Below are 16,961 nucleotides of genomic sequence, written 5' to 3'. Positions count from 1 at the left end.
AACTTAGTACCAAAAGAAGGAATTAGACATGAGACTTCTGACCTTAGTAACGTTCTTGACCTGCCTACTGATTCTGGGTGCGGTGAGCTGCAGCAGTAGTGATGTGGAAGCAGGAGACAAGGAAAGCACCAACAAGGTAGTATTAGAGGAAATTGTAATGGCACCAGAGGAACCAGCCGGAGACAGCCTGGCCGCATTTCGTCATCCAGTGCGCAGTAAGGACAACCAGATTGTAACGATTAGTACCAACTATGGTGATATGACGTTGGAGTTGTGGCATGATGTGGCTCCGAACCACGCCGATTCTTTTGTGGCCCGGACTAATGATGGATTTTACGACAGCCTGATATTCCATCGTGTCGTTACTGACTTCATGATCCAGGGCGGTTGTCCCAAGAAGAACGGTACCGGTAACGCCGGTTATTTCCTGAACTCTGAGTTCTCTGACAATCTACACATGGAAGGATCTCTTTCCATGGCACGATCGCGCAGTCCGCATTCGGCTTCCTGCCAGTTCTTTATCTGTCTCAAGCCGGCTCCGATGCTCGACAAAGAGCCCAATAAGTACACTGTCTTTGGACAATTGCTGAAGGGCTACGATGTCCTCCACAAGATTGGCGAAGTAGAGGTAAAAGCCGCCGTAGGAGGTCGTGAAGTATCCTCACCGGTGAATGAGGTAACCATGGAAAAGGTCTTTCTCTCTGATGCAGAGGGAAAACCTCTCGAGAAGTAACCGACCTCTCAATATGTTGATTCCGGGCGGGATTTTGCAAATCCCGCCCTTTTGCTTGTTGATTCCTTGTTTGGAACAGATATAGATTGTGTCTGTTATGAGATGTAGAATATGAATGCGCGGAAGATAAGTATACTCGGTTCGACTGGCTCTATCGGTCGGTCTACTCTGGATGTGGTCACTGCCCACCCTGGTAAGTTCGACGTTGTAGTGCTGGCAGCATACAGCAACACCGAACTACTGGCCGATCAGTGCCGTCGGTTTCGACCGAGATATGCCTGTTTGGTGGATTCGTCGAAAATCAATGAACTCCGTTCACGGCTCGGTGATCTGAAAGTTGAACTTCTGGCGGGGAAAGAGGAGCTTGTCAAGTTGGCCGGTCTGGACGAAATTGACCTGGTGGTCAATGCGGTGGTAGGGGCAGCCGGATTACTCGCTTCCCTTGAGGCACTCAAAAAGGGTAAGCCACTGGCTTTGGCGAATAAAGAATCACTGGTAGCAGGTGGACCACTTTTCCCGGAGATTATCAAGAAGAGCGGAGGGAAGATTCTCCCGATTGATTCTGAACACTCGGCCTTATGGCAATCATTGACCGCAGGAAAGAAAGATGAGGTTCGACGTCTGATAATTACCGCTTCGGGCGGTCCATTCCGACATTTGGCGGCGGACAAGTTTGACGCGATCACACCTGCCCGGGCGCTGGATCATCCTACCTGGAAGATGGGACCGAAAATCTCGATAGACTCTGCCACGCTGGCCAACAAGGGGCTGGAAGTGATTGAGGCGGTGGCGTTATTTGACATGCCGGTAGAGAAAGTCTCGGTGGTAATTCATCCTGAGTCGATTGTGCACTCGATGGTCGAGTATATAGATTCATCGATCATAGCTCAGCTATCAAGCCCGGATATGCGCTTACCTATCACCTATGCGATGTTTTGGCCCGACCGGATGCCGTCGGAGTTTGGACGACTGGAGATTGAGCAACTCTCAGGGTTAACTTTTGAACCGCCGGACTTGCAGAAATTCGGAGCCTTGCGCCTGGCCTTCGAGGTTGCGAAAAAGGGAGGGACAGCCCCTGCTGTCTTTAACGCTGCCAATGAAGTGGCGGTGGAGTCATTCCTGAGCAATTCTATCAAATTTACTGAGATTACCGATATCATAGACAGGGCGGTTGAAACAATCGACCTGGTATCACGTCCTGAGTTAGAGGACATTCTTGAAGCCGACCGTTGGGCCCGGGAGTTAGCCCATCAAATTGTGGAGAGTTCGACATGTTGACGAACATAGTGTCGTTTGTATTTGTTCTTGGTATCCTGGTGTTCATTCACGAACTTGGCCATTTTCTGGTGGCCAAGAGGGTCGGGATCAAGGTGGAGCGTTTTTCGCTTGGTTTCCCGCCGAATATCTTCTCGAAACTTTGGCGCGGCACAACGTATTGTATTGGCATCATTCCGCTCGGCGGTTATGTCAAGATGGCCGGCGAACAACCCACCGAGGAAGCCACCGGAGCGCCGGACGAGTTCATGTCCAAGTCGGTTGGACAACGAGCGGCGGTTATTTTCGCCGGACCGTTCATGAACTATGTTCTGGCCATTTTGCTGTTGATCGGAATTTTCTACTTTGGTGGTCGTCCCCTTGCCGATCAAACCAGGGTATTGGTGGGTGAAGTTGTTGAGGATAGCCCGGCAGAGAAGGCTGGTCTTAAGGCTGATGATGTTATCATTGCTATCAACGGTGAACCCGTCATTAGATTTGATTCACTGGCACGTCGTATTAATGCTATTGTAGAGAAACCGCTTGATTTGACCTGGGTCCACGGTCAGGATACGATCACGTCCTCTATTGTTACTATGGCGGTTCCGGTACCCAACGCCGAGGGAAGCATGGATACGATTGGTCTCATCGGGTTTAATCAGAAAATCATCGGCTATGAAGAGTATGGTCTGTGGGAGTCGATAACAAAGGGGACCGTAACGGCGCATGTGCTGGTCGGTCAGACCGTTCAGTTTCTGTCCAAACTGGTCTCGGGGCAGGTTTCGCCTAAAGCCATAGGTGGACCGCTGTTTATCGCCCAGCAGTCGGGTCGTGAAGCTAAAAAAGGGGCTTCCAACCTGTTTCTGTTCATGGCCCTGTTGTCGGTTAATCTGGCGATAATAAATGTGCTGCCTATTCCGGTGCTCGATGGCGGTCAACTCATCTTTCTTGCCATAGAAAAATTCAATGGATCGCCATTGTCGATGAAGGTACGCATTATAGCCCAGCAAGTAGGAATTGTTCTCGTACTGAGTTTGATCGTGATGGTTACCTATAACGACATCATTCGCGTTATCCAGGGATTCTAAACACGTAGTCTCGTGCGCGGCAGACGCCCTCGTCTGCCGGGATCATGCTGTCAGTGAGTGAGCATTTCGAACCAATCTTTATATTGACCGGCTCATAGCGCCTGTTTTTCTTATCTCCGTGCGTCACTTTACTATTCGTCAGACAGCCCTGGCCGGATTAGTTGCCGCTATCTATGCGGTCCTCAGTCTGGTCTTTCAGCCTATTTCCTTTGGTGTCTATCAAGTCCGAATAGCTGAGGCACTCACCGTCCTGCCGTTCCTGGCCGGTGCGGCTGTACCGGGACTTTTTATCGGCTGTCTTCTGGCGAACATTCTGGGTGGGATGGGCTGGCTCGACATTGTGATCGGTCCGCTGATAACTTTGGCTGCAGGTATCCTAACCTGGTATTCGCGACGACTGGGGAAGAACGCTCTTGTGGCCGGGGCGGTACCGATTGCTATTGCTCTGATGTGGGTCGGCGCGGTTTATCTTCTGACATCCTTTGATTCCTCAAGCCGTATCATAGCCGGGGTTGCCCTGTCTGTTGTGGGCTTGTTGCCCGTAGTGCTGGTTTCGCTGAGGAAACCGAAGTTAAACGCTGTCATAAAGGAACGTTTTTGGACCTGGTCCACAGTGAGTTTGATTGTTGCAGTTATATCAATACCAATTATGAAGAACACCGATGAGTTCTTTTTCTTCATCTGTGGTAGTTTGCTATTAGTGGCAGCGGTGTTCAGCTCTGTCACTCTCACCTGGCTCTGGCTCAAGGGCGAAAACGCAAGTGTTCTGCTGGCCCCATTGCCGCCGGTAGTGCTCAATGCGTTCGGTGTGTCTGCTTATCTGGCCGGCATAATCGGGGTTGATTATTGGTTCTGCGTTCAGATGATCGGGGTGGGACAATTGATCGCCTGTTACGCACTGGGTCTGCCCATATTGTTGATCCTCAAGAGACGCAACATTTTTGGTTGACAAATTCAGTGGTTGCTCGTAAAATGCACGAAAATTGTAACTCAAACTGGCACATAGCCTGGGAGCAACGATGGAAGCTCTGGGATTAATTGAAACCAAAGGTCTGGTGGCATTGATTGAAGCAGCGGATGCGATGGTCAAAGCGGCCAAGGTGACTCTGGTGGCATATGAAAAAATCGGCGGCGGCATGGTAACAGTTATGGTTCGCGGTGATGTGGCAGCCTGCAAGGCAGCCACCGACGCCGGTGCTGCTGCTGCGCAGAAGGTGGGCGAGTTGGTATCGGTCCATGTGATCCCGCGTCCGCATTCGAATGTACATGACATTTTCCCGACCGGGATACCAAACGAATAATCTGTCGTAAATGACGCGAAGGGAGCCTTAACCGGCTCCCTTTGTTTTTGACATGACTGATACAAAACAAAACCCCTCGGTGGATGAAATCGTTCGGCTGGTTCTGGCTGAAATCAACAACGGTAATAGTACGACCCAATCGGCCGTGTTTTCAGAACCTACCCCCTCGATTTCAGATACAACCACTCCTGCGGTGCCCATGGCGGGGGAAGGGACGTGCTGTTTTTCGAGTCTTGATGACGCTGTCGAAGCGGCCCGGATGGCTCAACGGCGGTACCTTGATGTGTCGATGGAGGTGCGCTATCGTATCGTTGCGAACATTCGCAAACATGCCATAGCCAACGCCGAGCGGCTGGGTCGTATGGCGGTCACTGAGACCGGCCTGGGCAATATGCCCGACAAAATGAATAAGATTCTACTCTGTGCCCGCAAAACACCCGGACCGGAAGATTTGCGACCCGAAGCGTTCACCGGCGACAACGGCCTGACTCTGGTCGAACCTGCCCCCTGGGGTGTGGTGGGGAGTATTACACCTTCCACCAACCCTCCCTCCACAATCCTGAATAACTCAATCTCGATTGTCTCCGGTGGCAACGCGGTGGTGTTTAATCCTCATCCGGCGGCGAAGAATGTCTCTGCCGAAATGGCCAAGCTGGTGCATGATGCGATTGTTGAAGCGGGCGGACCGCCTGACCTTGTGACCTGTATCTCGAACCCGACTATCGAATCAGCGCAGGCATTGATGAAGCATAAAAACATTGATCTCCTGCTCGTTACAGGTGGTGGTGCGGTGGTCAAGACGGCTCTGGCCTGCGGCAAGCGGGCGATTTGTGCCGGACCGGGTAATCCGCCATGTGTCGTTGACGAGACCGCGAACATCCCCCTGGCGGGGAAACATATCGTGGACGGTGCATCGTTTGACAACAACGTACTATGTTCGGACGAAAAAGAAATCTTCGTGGTCGACAAAGTTGCCCACCGACTCAAACGCGAGATGATTGCCAACGGCGCCTACGAACTGGAGGGCGTTGCTATCGACAAACTGACCAAAATACTCGTCGAATCTGATCCTGATGGGGCCGGGTATCGTCATGTTGCGATCAATCGGAATTTTGTCGGCAAGTCTCCTGTTGAGATACTCAAGCAAGTCGACATCACTCCGCCTCCGGGGACTCGGCTGGTGTTCTTTGAAGCGCCTTGGGATCATCCGTTGGTGATGGCGGAGCAACTGATGCCGGTCATTCCGTTTGTGCGGTGCAAAACCGTCGAGGAAGCGATGGAAAAGGCGGTCATTGTCGAGCACCAGTTCAAACACACTTTTGTCATGCACTCTACTTCTATAGTCAATCTTTCCAATATGGCTCAATTATGCAGGGCTAATATATTCGTTAAAAATGGACCCAACATGGCTGGTCTTGGTTATGGTGGGGAAGGATTCTGCACGGTTTCGATTGCCGGCACAACCGGCGAAGGGCTAACCAAAGCTTCGACCTTCACGCGCCCCCGACGCTGCACTCTGGTGGATTATTTTCGCATAATTTAAAGAGGGGGATGTGCAGTTTCATATTGTTCTCGACTTCGTCGAAAACGCATGGGCGCCGGAATCATTGTCTGACTTGTTGATTTGGGACATTGTATTTGTCTTTATTGTACTGTTCATTGTCTTGAAGTACAGAATCATCTCCCGAACCAGCACATCCTACTACCGCTTCGCAGAATTTGCTGCGGCCGGTGTGATTGCACACTGCATACTAGTGGTTAGTGTGATTCCGTACACTCAGCGTTTCGAGGACGATCAAGTAGGCATTTTATTCCCTCGTTTTTCTGGCATCGAGATGGGGGATAATCTCGGCGATATACGATTGAACGAAGCTTTGGGTGATGAGATAGCGGCAAGGCTTCTGGAGCTTGAAGATAAAATGGATCTTGTCAGCATTGCTGACATGGTGCAAGTACGATCAGTGTCTTGGGTCGTGGAATCCGAGGAGCAATCTGATGCTCTCAGAGAGAAATACAAAGCAAAGGCCATACTTTGGGGTTCTGTGCGGAAGCAACAGTCAGACTACATGGTGTCGGCAAACTTCATAGGCGATGTGACAGCGTTTGGTATGGAGCTGTCGTGGTTTCCACCGGATACAGTAAAGTATTATATATGCAGTGGGCCAATATTTGGCGATGAGCCGTACAGACTGTCATTCTCGGATACACTACCAGATCAGATTGCGAGCTTCGCAAGAAAGGTCATCAATAATGTTCTTCCTGACATGGCGATAGCAGTTCAGGCCAAGGATCCGGTGCTAGCCGCTCGTATTATCGAGATGTTACCAAGTCTTGATCCGTGGTATACGAGGTCGGATCAAGCACCATTTCTATTAAGTGCTGCGGCTCAATGGTGGCTCAGCGAAGATAGTGTGGAAAAGGCGATGGAATACTTTAGTCTATCCTACGAGTTCTTCAAGACCCTTCTGGCACGCATAGAATCTGGGGAAACAGAGATCGCCGAGTACGCGACTGTCAACCGATTTGCTGTTTACGCGAAATACATGGAGGGGGCGACCGCCTACCGTTTGAGGGACACGGCTCGAGCGAAGGAATGCAGAATCAAGTCCTATGAGCAAGCGGACCTCGCGATGCTAGTCTCTTTGTTCGGTAAACTTGTTCCACTCTCGGAAGGCAATGACGAGGAGGTTAGACAGTTTTTCGAGCGCGAGTCCAAGAATTGGTCTGAGGAGTTCATGAAGCCAGATGCGTCGAGCACGCCGGGGATCGGCAATGAAGCAGCGGAAGAATAGTGTCGGGTTCCTCCAACACTGGCAACCCTCATTATCCTACGCCGGAAAGTCCACCCTTGTCATTCCCGCGTAGGCGGGAATCCAGGGAAAGACTGGACCCCCGCCTTCGCGGGGGTGACAGAAAGAGAGGGCAGGGGAGACAGAAGAGAGTGTGGGGGAGACAGAAGAGAGTGCCGGGGTGACAGAATAGGAGAGTCGGGCAATAGTGAGGGACTGCGGATGGGTTGGTCACAGTAGCACGAGGGCTACGTCAAACATGCTATGAAACAGTACTTTGTGTATATCATGGCCAGCAAGCGGAATGGAACGCTGTATATCGGCGTCAGCTCCGACCTGATACGGAGAGTTTACGAACACAAGAATAACGTGGCCGATGGGTTTACGCGTAAGCATGGTGTTCACAGACTGGTCTATTACGAGATACACCAAGATGTCCATGAGGCCATCACCAGAGAGAAGCAACTCAAGAAGTGGAACAGGCGGTGGAAGCTAAAACTGATTGAGAAGGAGAATCCAGGTTGGGAGGACCTGATTGACAGCCTGATTTAAGAACTTACCCTTGTCATTCCCGCGAAGGCAGGAATCCAGGAAAGACTGGCCCCCCGCCTTCGCGGGGGTGACAGAGAGAATCGATTTCTCTAAACATTTTGTTGGTTTTGGTAGTATAAGAGGTTAGTGTAGCCATTAAATATAATGGATAATTTGGCAAGAGAACATTCAAGCTGGTGATTGAGAATATGGCACAGGAATCTTATGGGTTGTGGGAGAATTTCAAGCAGATCGTAATCGCGGTTCTGCTGGCGTTTATCATCAAAACCTCCGTCGTCGAGGCATACAAGATTCCGTCGCAGTCGATGGAAGATACCTTACTGGTGGGCGATTTCCTCCTGGCCAATAAGTTCGTATTTGGGGCCGAGATACCGCTCGTGGGATGGAAGTTACCCGCTATTAGTGAACCGCAAAAGGGTGATGTGATCATTTTTATCTATCCGCGTGATGGTGTTACCAAGTATATCAAACGATGTGTCGGCGTTCCTGGCGACACGATTTTGGTCCGGGATAAGATTGTCTACATCAATGGCGAAGAATGGTCAAATCCCGAGTTTTCCAAATATATCGACACTACAGCTGGTGGCAGTCAGGTGATCCAACCGCGCCGACCCGGTGGGACGGACAGCCGTGACAATTTCGGTCCGTACGTTGTGCCGGCTGAGCGGTATTTCATGATGGGCGACAACCGTGATAATTCCCACGATTCCCGCTGGTGGGGTCCCGTTCCCCGTGAGTTGATTCTGGGTGAGGCGATGATTGTGCATTGGTCGTGGAATGACTCTGTGCATCCGTCACCTGAAGTATCAGTGACCGATCCGCTGTCAGTTCCACGGCTTTTCGTGTTCAATGTCGTGCATTTCTTCCAGAAAGTGCGTTGGGAACGGTTGTTTGGGTCTATATCGTAACCGGAACACGACTTACGTACTGTCTAAACAAATGAATCAACTTCCCCTTTATGAGAGTATAATGCTACGAATACAGGCCAAAGTTGTCTGGACCTACTGCCGATTTGGTTCAGTAGGAGCACTTATTGTAGCCAACGAGGAGAATGCCAAATGAGACTGTTGATTGTTGCAATATTCACTATGTGTCTGATTGGACTGGGTGGTGTTGCTCAGGCCGGACCGATGATTGAAATTCCAAACCCTGTTTTTAACTGGGGCAAGGTCTGCCAGAAAGCCACAGTCAGTCATACGTTTTGGATCAAATCAGTCGGTGACGATACACTCAGGATTCTGAAAGTCGTTCCCGGATGTGGCTGTACTAAGGCACCGTTACAGGATTCTGTGCTGGCGCCGGGTGATAGTACGCGCCTTGACATATTTCTGTCTACGAAGAGCTACCGGGGATATCTCACCAAACGGCCGTATCTCGAGACAAACATCTCCGAAGAGAAGATTTACCTGAAGATAATTTCTCACTTGATTACCGATCCGGAATTGGATCTACCACTTTTTATTCAGCCGCAACGAGTAGATGTCTCTCAGTTCACTATTAAGCCGCGCCGGAAGGCGAAGTTTCTGATTGAAAATCGAGGCGACCAGGACTATCAAATTACACCTATTGATTGGGCTGTGGACTACTTCGATGTCGAATTGCCATCGGTGGTCAAGGCCGGTGAGACTGCTGAGGGAAGAATAATCGTACACGAAGACAAGGTCCCCAGTCAGTTTGAACTGTCGTTGACGTTTGCTATTGATGATGATTCAGAGAGTAGGTACACGATTCCGGTAAAACGGGTGTTCCGAATCAAGAAAGGTGCGGCCTCGGAAGGTAAATGAGCATCGGTTTGACGTAGATTTGATACATATCTCATATGAAGCTCCCTGATTATCGGGGAGCTTTCTTGTGACAGGTCTTCACCAACCCAGATTTGACTGGGCAGCTTTTTTCGCCAACGTTTTTGCTTTGATTTGCTCGGCTAATCTATCAGATTAACAATATGTATCGGCTATCCGTTAGTGACTTATCAAAACGATTTGGACCGCGCAAGGTCGTCTCCAATATCAATTTCGAGTTGACTGCGGGTGATTCTCTGGCCGTAACAGGTCCCAACGGTGCGGGTAAGTCCACTCTTCTGATGTGTCTCCTGGGGCAGCATCGCCCAACCAAAGGTAAAGTCGTTTTCTTCGATGATGATCGGCCTATGACCGAGTCAGAGATTCAGTTTTCCTCCGCTCTAGTGGCGCCTTACTTACAGCTGTACGGGGAGTTGACCGGTGAGGAGAATATCAAGTTTTTCGCTGCTATGAGGGGTCTTTCACCGACCGGGAAACAGATCAATGCCATCCTTGACCGGATGGGGTTGGCCGGGCGTGGTCATGATCTTCTGGCGGAATATTCATCCGGGATGGCGCAGCGATTGAAATATGCGGCCGCGTTTCTGGGAGAGCCGACTTTTCTGTTTCTGGATGAACCAACGGCCAATCTTGATGAAGATGGGAAGAAGATCATCCTGAGTTTCATTGAGGAGATAAAGGCACGATGTGCCCTGGTCGTGGCGACCAATGAGCGGGAGGAGTACGCGCTTGGACAAAGCGAATGCCGGCTGGGTGGCTAAGTCACTGGCGATTCTGGCCAAAGACATTCGGCTCGAACTGCGTAGCCGTTACGCAGTTAATTCGATCCTGATGTTTGGCGTCACCACCCTGGCAGTGGTCTCTTTTTCATTGGGACAGAGTAGCCTGCCACCTCATCTGCTCGGGGCATTGTTTTGGATCGTAATGTTTTTCTCGGCTATGTCTGGTCTGGCGCTAAGTTTTGTGCGCGAAGAAGAGGCAGGTACCGCTCTGGCACTACGTCTCACCGCTCCGCCCGAACCGGTCCTGATCGGCAAACTATTGTTTAACTTTCTTCTCTTGTTACTGATGACGGTCGTGATAACTCCCTTGTTCTTTATCTTCACTGATGCTTCTCTGTCCCATTGGGTGGGTTTCCTGGTGGTGTTGTTGCTGGGTGTGGTCGGGCTTTGCGCCGCGACGACGTTGGTGGCTGCAATTATTTCAAGGGCAGCAGTCAAGGGAACCTTGTTTGCGGTTTTGTCGTTTCCGGTGTTAGTACCGCTCCTATTGATTCTGGTCCGGGTTACCCAAAAGTTGTTTGAAGGCGCGACGCTTATGGAGTTATTACCGGAGTTGCAATTCCTGTTTGCCTTTGCAGTTGTGATGGTGGCCGGGTCGGTGATGTTGTTTCGATTTGTGTGGAAAGATTAGCGAGTGACAATAGTTGACCAAATGTGCAAATGATGTTTCCTTAGTATCGGTAAAGATGTCCGAAATGCCTGAGTATAGGTTGCATAATGCCAAGTAGCTGGTGGTGGAAACTGATAGTGTTTGTGATGATGACGGGAGTTATTATCAGCAGTTTCGTGTTGCCTGCTCCTCAGGGCAGTATTGGCGACGCATCGCGTATATTCTATTATCATGTTCCAATGGCCTGGATATGTGTGCTCGCTTTTGCCATGTCGATGGTGTATTCGATCCGGTATCTCCGGACGCGTAGCTTGTATGACGATGACAAGGCGGTCGAAGCTGCACGGCTGGGTTTTGTGTTTTGTCTATTGGCGACAATTACCGGCTCTGTGTTTGCCAGACTGGCCTGGGGATCGTTTTGGAATTGGGACCCCCGGGAGACATCTATTTTTCTGTTGTTACTGATATACGGAGCCTATTTCGCACTGCGTGGTGCGGTTCCTTTGGAAGAAAGACGCGCGGCGCTGTCTGCCGTGTACGCGATTTTTGCTTTCCTGACAGTGCCGTTCCTGGTTTTTGTTCTGCCGCGTGTGGTTCCTTCACTTCATCCTGAGGATTCGATAGTAGATGCGGACTTGTCTTTTACGATGGGACCGGCAGTCAGGATTGTGTTTTTCACATCACTGGCAGCCTTTACGGCTCTCTTTTTGTGGATATACCACCTGGTTATGCGCTATAGTCTTGCGAAACGACGGCTGTTAGAAGAGGATTAGATGATGGATGGCAACTACGTTGCTCTTACGGTAACTCTGATTGTATGGTGCGGTCTGTTCCTGTATTTGTTGAAGCTTGATGGTCGTATGAAGAAGATTGAGAAGAGGATTAAGTGAACGGGAAGTATATAGCGGGTATATTAGTGGTAGTAGTTTTCCTTGCATGGGGAACTTCCGCTTTTCTGAAGACCACGATTCAGTATGTATCTCTTGAGGAGGCTCGCACGGCCAGCCGCACTGTGCAAGTGATGGGCAAGATTGATTTTGCCACTGTGAACCATAATTCTGAACAGTCTCGGCTTGAGTTCGCGATCTATGACGCCGAGGCTGACGACCCAATTGGTGCTGACCGGTTGGAGGTCCATTATTATGGAGTTGTCCCCGGGAATTTCGATCAGGCGACTTCGGTCGTTCTGAAGGGGAAGCCGCAAAGTAGTTCTTTTGTGGCAGAGCAGATGCTGGTGAAATGCCCTTCCAAGTATCAGGGTGATGTTGGCGACGAATATCAGGATATAGATAGGCACATGGATACTACAGAATCGTCAGGAATATAAATATGTCGCTCGATACTCCTGGACAGACACTTATAGTTCTGGCACTGATAGCCAATATCATGGCGGGCGTTGGATTCGTCATGCTGGCTCGCGGACGGAATTCCATTCGTAATATCACTCGTCTTTTCTACCACGCTTTTACGTTGTTCACGGTGCTGGCCTCGGTCTGGTTGTACTATCTGATTCTCAGTCATCGCTTTGTGGTCAAATACGTCTATGAATATACCGACTCCACGCTGGAGTTTTTCTATCTGATCTCCGCTTTCTGGGGAGGGCAAGAAGGTACGTATTTGTTATGGGTGTTGTTGATGGCTCTGTTTGGCTACATCGTCATGCGTCATGGGGGTCGATTCGCAAACTGGGCTATGGTGATCTATTCCGGAATCAATCTATTTTTGCTTGTGATTATGGTGCGTCTATCGCCATTTGCACTGATGGATGGCGTACCTCTTGAGGGAGCAGGGCTGAACCCGTTACTTCAAGACCCATGGATGGTAATCCATCCGCCGATCATGTTCATCGGTTACGCCACCGCAGCGATTCCTTTTGCAATTGCTCTGGCAGCGCTCATTCGACACGATTATTCTGACTGGGTCAAGCACGTTTTCCCCTGGGTGGCGTTCTCCGGTCTAATGCTGGCCGCTGGTAATATATTGGGAGCATACTGGGCTTATGAGACGCTTGGATGGGGGGGGTATTGGGCGTGGGATCCGGTGGAAAATTCATCGCTCATACCGTGGTTTGTTTCGCTGGCATTGATTCACGGTCTGATTCTTGAGCGACGAACCGGTGCCTTGCGAAGGACCAACCTGACCCTGACCGCATTGCTTTTTCTGACGGTTTTGTATGGGACATTCCTTACTCGTAGCGGGGTGCTATCTGATTTTTCCGTGCACAGTTTTGTCGATCTCGGTACCAATGCCTACCTGGTGGCTTTCATCTTATGTTTCTCGATACTGACTATGTTCTTGCTGGTGATTCGTTTTGGATCGATGAAGCATGTGCCTCTGGACTACAATTTCTTTGGCCGGCAGTTTCATCTGATGGCTGGAATGCTGCTGATGCTGTTCTTTGCCCTGATGGTTCTTTTCTGGTCGTCGTTGCCGCTCCTGACCCAGGCTGTCGGGGTTGTTCCGAGAGCAGCCGACATAGCGACTTATAATGATTTTGCGCTCCCACTGGGTATTGTATTGGCACTAATGCTGACTTTGACACCTTTTATCCGGCACAATCCGTTGGTGCTTCCATCATGGCGACCAAAAGTAATATTTACAATCGTTGCTGCTGCCATACTGTCGACCGGAGCGCACCTTTGGGCGGGGGAGATGGAAGTCGTATCTGCTGTGGTCGGTACTATGGTGTTGGCGGTTCTGTTGCTTTCGGCGTTGGTGCCGGGGCTGTTGCGTTCTTTGCTCCCGTCACTGCTGAGCTTTGTCATCGCAATTTGTGTTTGTCTGGCAATGGACATTCACAAACCACTTTTTGTTCTTCTCTTTGCCACCGGAGCCGCTTCGGTAGCCTCCAGTGTCGTGGTGCTTATCCCAAAACTCGCCCGCAATTGGCGGAAGGCTGGTGGTGCGACAGTGCATCTTGGTTTCGGCATAATGATCTTTGGTATTCTGGGTTCATCGGCGTTCGTTACCAGTGAACGGCTTGTCCTGATCAAGGGAGAGCCGGGTGAGGCGTTCGATGTGAGTGTGACCTATAATGGTATGGCGAACGATATCACTTTTCCACGCAATGAACTGCTCCTGACCCTTCAGGATGGCTCGAACGAATACGAGGCTCGACCTCAGCTCTACTATACCAAGCGCCTCAACGGTATTATGAAACGGCCCTATATTCATAGAACGCTCGGCTACGATCTCTATTACGCTCCTCAGCAAGTGACAACCGGTGATGAGAACCAGGGATTGTATCTACAGCGTGACCATCCCGTCACTCTGGATGGCATGATGCTTACGTTCCTGACGTTCGATGTTGGTGGTCACGGAGAGGAAGGGGCCATGCAAGTAACGGCGTCAATTGAAGTGGCGCGCGACAATAAGGCGGATACGATTCACCCCGCAGTGGTTATGAAGATGACTGAGGCTGGAAGCGAACGAGAATTTGTTGTGGCCACGTTGCCCACCGAAGAACAGCACGAAGTGCTTCTCGATCAAATCATGGCCGACGAGGGGGCGATCTCAGTTAACATCCCCGGACTGACTGACGTTGAAACTACGGGAGAGTTGATTCTGGATGTCTCGCGCGAACCGATTATCAATTTGGTATGGGGGGGGACGATTATCCTCATGATCGGGGCGGCAATTGCATTTGTGCGCCGTCGAGGAATACTGTTGTCTTAATCGGCTCAATAATTGTTCAATCCAACTCGTCGGTTTCTGCCGATAATTGATCTATGAAAACGATTGGTCTGACAGTTTTGTTTTTTATTCTGTGTACCTTCGCCGAGGCGGGCGTGGTGCCATTTGATCCTATGCGCGGACTGGTGGAGATTGATGTCACAATCGATGGTCGGTTCAAAGGTAAGTTCGGCGTCGATACCGGAGCAGACCGCATCTACATTGATCGTGAGTTTGCAAAAAAGAACGGCCTCAAAGTCGGTAGTGGGCAACCGCAACGACCAGTGGCGGGGGCGATGGGCTCAAGCGAAGCGTGGTCAGTGTCGTTTCGTTCATTGGAGATGGCCGGTGAACGGCTATACAATCTTGATGCCACCGCTATCGACATGGCGGCTTTCATCCCCGATGACAAATGGGGCAGACCGGATGGGTTGATCGGCTATGATCTCTTGCAGCGCTTCTATGTGACGGTTGACTATCCTCATCGTGAACTTGATCTCCAAATGTCTGAACCTGTTTCGTTACGTAAAGACTCTCTGGATATGGTTTCTTTTCGCAACAAACGCCACCTGATACTCGTGGATGTAACTCTCAATGACTCGATAAAGGTGCCGATGATTCTGGACTATTGCGCGTCACAGGTATTTGTGTCGCCCGACCTCGCTCGCATGCTGGGGATGAACCCGGATAAGGAGCGGCGGGGGATATTGAAGCGGGTGTCATTGTCAGACAAGATCGTCAGTCTGGATGTCCCGGTAGTCGTTTCGGATTATACGAATCTGAAAAAGGGCCTGCGCGGAATCGAGTTTGAGGGGATTTTGGGCGCGGGGTTCTTGTTCCAACACAAGATTACAATCGACTACAAACGCAACCGCATTTATCGACATTGCAAAGACTGAGAGTTCTGCTTGACATCCTCGGTTCTGAGGTAGCAGGTGTAGGGTGGTATTCCCCACCCGACGCCATTGGCTCCGGGTGGGGTAGCGATGTTCCTCTTCATGTTTTTCGATCCTGCTATGGCTGCCGACAGACAGCTGTATTGATCAGGTCCGGACGTTTGCGGCTCGTCCCCGGCGGATAACCACAAGGGCCATCCACCCGAGCAGCAAGACGCTGAAGATAATTATTCCCCACTCTGTTAGGGTTGGAATCGCATCACTAGGAGTGACACATAAGAAGCTCTCACCCTTCAAAAGTATGTCCGAGTCAAGAACATGGTCGCCGGCATCAGCGATTGCCAGTTTGATGTGATTCACACCGGGATTAACAGCAGCTGTTGCCACCAGCACTACTGTCATTCCATCCATTTCGGTGTCAATCGTACCCCCACCATCGTCCAAATCGTTATTGATGTAGTAGTTGCAGTTGGTTCCACCAGGTGGGGCATATGGATCGCCACAGTTCACATTGTTGATCGCAACTGGCGTCGAACCGCCGGGAAGTAGAGCGATATTGACTCCGTTGAGGAAAAAACCGAACACATCATTGTAATCAGAATTAACGTATTCGTTATACTCGTCGGATGCAAAGACATAACTGAACGAAATCACCTGAAGGTTCTCACACTCAAAATCGAACTCAAGTATCGTTGCATCGTATGTCTGATAGCCTGGAATCAGATTGTCAAGATCCGCATCTCCCGAAAGCCCGTTGTCAGTTGTTACATCATCAACGAGGTTTGGCCCCGCTACAGATGCGACATTGCCACTGCTCAGAATGATGCCATTCTCGAATCCAATAATCCCTGTGCCGCCTGTAAACGTGCCGGCAGCTACGTTGGCTCCGTTGTAGGTTATGTTGGAAATTGTGGGTGCGTCAGGTCCGGAACCGATCAGTGCATCCACCAGATCATTTGGTGTCAATGTATTCAAATCAGTCGTGGAGATGCCGGATGTCGGGGCTGGGACCGGGGGAGACCAGTTGGTTCCGTTAGTTCCCACGTCAGGTCTTGCCGGAGGATCCTGTGCCCAGGCACTGACGGCAACCGCAATGAGGATTACAACCAATAGCGTTTTCATCATGTTACTCCTTCGCGTTCTGTGTGAATAGTCTAATAGTCCATACTTGCGTCATTCTGAACCGAATTCAGAGGATTATCCTTACCAATTGGAGTAAGGATAGAACTCTGACAATCGTCCTTCATCATGCGAACTTGCGTTAGATGCCAGACTTGAATCTAATGGCGTCTGATTCGTGTTGTGTCAAGTTGTCCGGTATCGCTCTGAGGTACATGGGCTCGCATTATAAGCCAACTACGTTGTCAACGTTATGATAACTGTTTCCCCTCTATGAGTCAAGTGAATTTTGGTTCGGCTCAGTTCGAGGTAATGTCAAGAGTTGTGTGTAAAAGTGTGTATCCATATTATTCATGCTGCTTT

18 protein-coding genes are annotated in these 16,961 nt (G+C 50.3%); 17 read left to right on the top strand and 1 reads right to left on the bottom strand.

What is annotated here, in order from left to right; genetic code table 11:
- The first annotated feature begins 28 nt into the window (after nucleotides 1-28).
- The 17 genes from KOO62_01735 to KOO62_01655 all read left to right on the top strand — a co-directional run bounded on the left by KOO62_01735 (nucleotide 29) and on the right by KOO62_01655 (nucleotide 15,482).
- Nucleotides 29-733: a peptidylprolyl isomerase gene (locus KOO62_01735; GenBank protein MBU8932704.1), complete on the top strand. Its 705-nt coding sequence runs from the start codon at nucleotides 29-31 to the stop codon at nucleotides 731-733.
- A gap of 111 nt (nucleotides 734-844) precedes the next feature.
- On the top strand, nucleotides 845-2,011 hold the full coding sequence (locus KOO62_01730) for a 1-deoxy-D-xylulose-5-phosphate reductoisomerase (protein MBU8932703.1): 1,167 nt from the start codon (nucleotides 845-847) through the stop codon (nucleotides 2,009-2,011).
- Nucleotides 2,005-3,075: an RIP metalloprotease RseP gene (gene rseP, locus KOO62_01725; GenBank protein ID MBU8932702.1), complete on the top strand. Its 1,071-nt coding sequence runs from the start codon at nucleotides 2,005-2,007 to the stop codon at nucleotides 3,073-3,075. The genes KOO62_01730 and rseP overlap by 7 nt, the downstream gene beginning before the upstream one ends.
- A gap of 118 nt (nucleotides 3,076-3,193) precedes the next feature.
- Nucleotides 3,194-4,024 carry a QueT transporter family protein gene (locus tag KOO62_01720; GenBank protein ID MBU8932701.1) on the top strand — a complete coding sequence of 277 codons (831 nt, stop codon included), beginning with the start codon at nucleotides 3,194-3,196 and terminating at the stop codon, nucleotides 4,022-4,024.
- A 70-nt stretch (nucleotides 4,025-4,094) separates the two neighbouring features.
- Nucleotides 4,095-4,376, top strand: a complete 282-nt coding sequence (gene eutM, locus KOO62_01715; protein MBU8932700.1) for an ethanolamine utilization microcompartment protein EutM — start codon at nucleotides 4,095-4,097, stop codon at nucleotides 4,374-4,376.
- A gap of 52 nt (nucleotides 4,377-4,428) precedes the next feature.
- Complete coding sequence (locus KOO62_01710; GenBank protein ID MBU8932699.1) at nucleotides 4,429-5,919, top strand: aldehyde dehydrogenase EutE; 1,491 nt, start codon at nucleotides 4,429-4,431, stop codon at nucleotides 5,917-5,919.
- Nucleotides 5,920-5,929: 10 nt separating this feature from the next.
- A complete protein-coding gene (locus tag KOO62_01705) occupies nucleotides 5,930-7,168 on the top strand; it encodes a hypothetical protein (protein ID MBU8932698.1) in 1,239 nt (412 codons plus the stop codon).
- 261 nt (nucleotides 7,169-7,429) lie between these two features.
- Complete coding sequence (locus tag KOO62_01700) at nucleotides 7,430-7,717, top strand: GIY-YIG nuclease family protein (protein ID MBU8932697.1); 288 nt, start codon at nucleotides 7,430-7,432, stop codon at nucleotides 7,715-7,717.
- Nucleotides 7,718-7,905: 188 nt separating this feature from the next.
- Nucleotides 7,906-8,625, top strand: a complete 720-nt coding sequence (gene lepB / locus KOO62_01695; GenBank protein MBU8932696.1) for a signal peptidase I — start codon at nucleotides 7,906-7,908, stop codon at nucleotides 8,623-8,625.
- Nucleotides 8,626-8,775: 150 nt separating this feature from the next.
- Nucleotides 8,776-9,501 (top strand): DUF1573 domain-containing protein, encoded by a 726-nt coding sequence (locus tag KOO62_01690; protein ID MBU8932695.1) that lies wholly within the window; start codon nucleotides 8,776-8,778, stop codon nucleotides 9,499-9,501.
- A 161-nt stretch (nucleotides 9,502-9,662) separates the two neighbouring features.
- Complete coding sequence (locus KOO62_01685; GenBank protein ID MBU8932694.1) at nucleotides 9,663-10,280, top strand: ABC transporter ATP-binding protein; 618 nt, start codon at nucleotides 9,663-9,665, stop codon at nucleotides 10,278-10,280.
- Nucleotides 10,249-10,932, top strand: coding sequence for a heme exporter protein CcmB (locus KOO62_01680; GenBank protein MBU8932693.1), 684 nt, complete (start codon nucleotides 10,249-10,251; stop codon nucleotides 10,930-10,932). Before KOO62_01685 ends, KOO62_01680 begins: the two co-directional genes overlap by 32 nt.
- Nucleotides 10,933-11,018: 86 nt before the next feature.
- Nucleotides 11,019-11,684, top strand: coding sequence for a cytochrome c biogenesis protein (locus KOO62_01675; protein MBU8932692.1), 666 nt, complete (start codon nucleotides 11,019-11,021; stop codon nucleotides 11,682-11,684).
- The gene (locus tag KOO62_01670; protein MBU8932691.1) at nucleotides 11,685-11,801 is read left to right on the top strand and encodes a CcmD family protein; all 117 of its coding nucleotides are present in this window, start codon (nucleotides 11,685-11,687) and stop codon (nucleotides 11,799-11,801) included.
- Nucleotides 11,798-12,238: a cytochrome c maturation protein CcmE gene (locus tag KOO62_01665; GenBank protein ID MBU8932690.1), complete on the top strand. Its 441-nt coding sequence runs from the start codon at nucleotides 11,798-11,800 to the stop codon at nucleotides 12,236-12,238. Before KOO62_01670 ends, KOO62_01665 begins: the two co-directional genes overlap by 4 nt.
- 2 nt (nucleotides 12,239-12,240) lie before the next feature.
- On the top strand, nucleotides 12,241-14,586 hold the full coding sequence (gene ccsA, locus KOO62_01660; protein MBU8932689.1) for a cytochrome c biogenesis protein CcsA: 2,346 nt from the start codon (nucleotides 12,241-12,243) through the stop codon (nucleotides 14,584-14,586).
- A gap of 53 nt (nucleotides 14,587-14,639) precedes the next feature.
- Nucleotides 14,640-15,482 carry a retropepsin-like domain-containing protein gene (locus KOO62_01655; GenBank protein MBU8932688.1) on the top strand — a complete coding sequence of 281 codons (843 nt, stop codon included), beginning with the start codon at nucleotides 14,640-14,642 and terminating at the stop codon, nucleotides 15,480-15,482.
- A 144-nt stretch (nucleotides 15,483-15,626) separates the two neighbouring features.
- Here the strand turns inward: KOO62_01655 and KOO62_01650 are convergent, their stop codons facing one another.
- Nucleotides 15,627-16,604, bottom strand: coding sequence for an IPTL-CTERM sorting domain-containing protein (locus tag KOO62_01650; GenBank protein ID MBU8932687.1), 978 nt, complete (start codon nucleotides 16,602-16,604; stop codon nucleotides 15,627-15,629).
- Nucleotides 16,605-16,961: the final 357 nt, after the last annotated feature.

It is taken from the genome of Candidatus Zixiibacteriota bacterium, assembly GCA_019038695.1.
Classification (GTDB): Bacteria; Zixibacteria; MSB-5A5; order GN15; family FEB-12; genus B120-G9.
The sequence above is the reverse complement of the archived record's forward strand: the minus strand, read 5'-3'. Positions and strand labels throughout refer to the sequence as shown.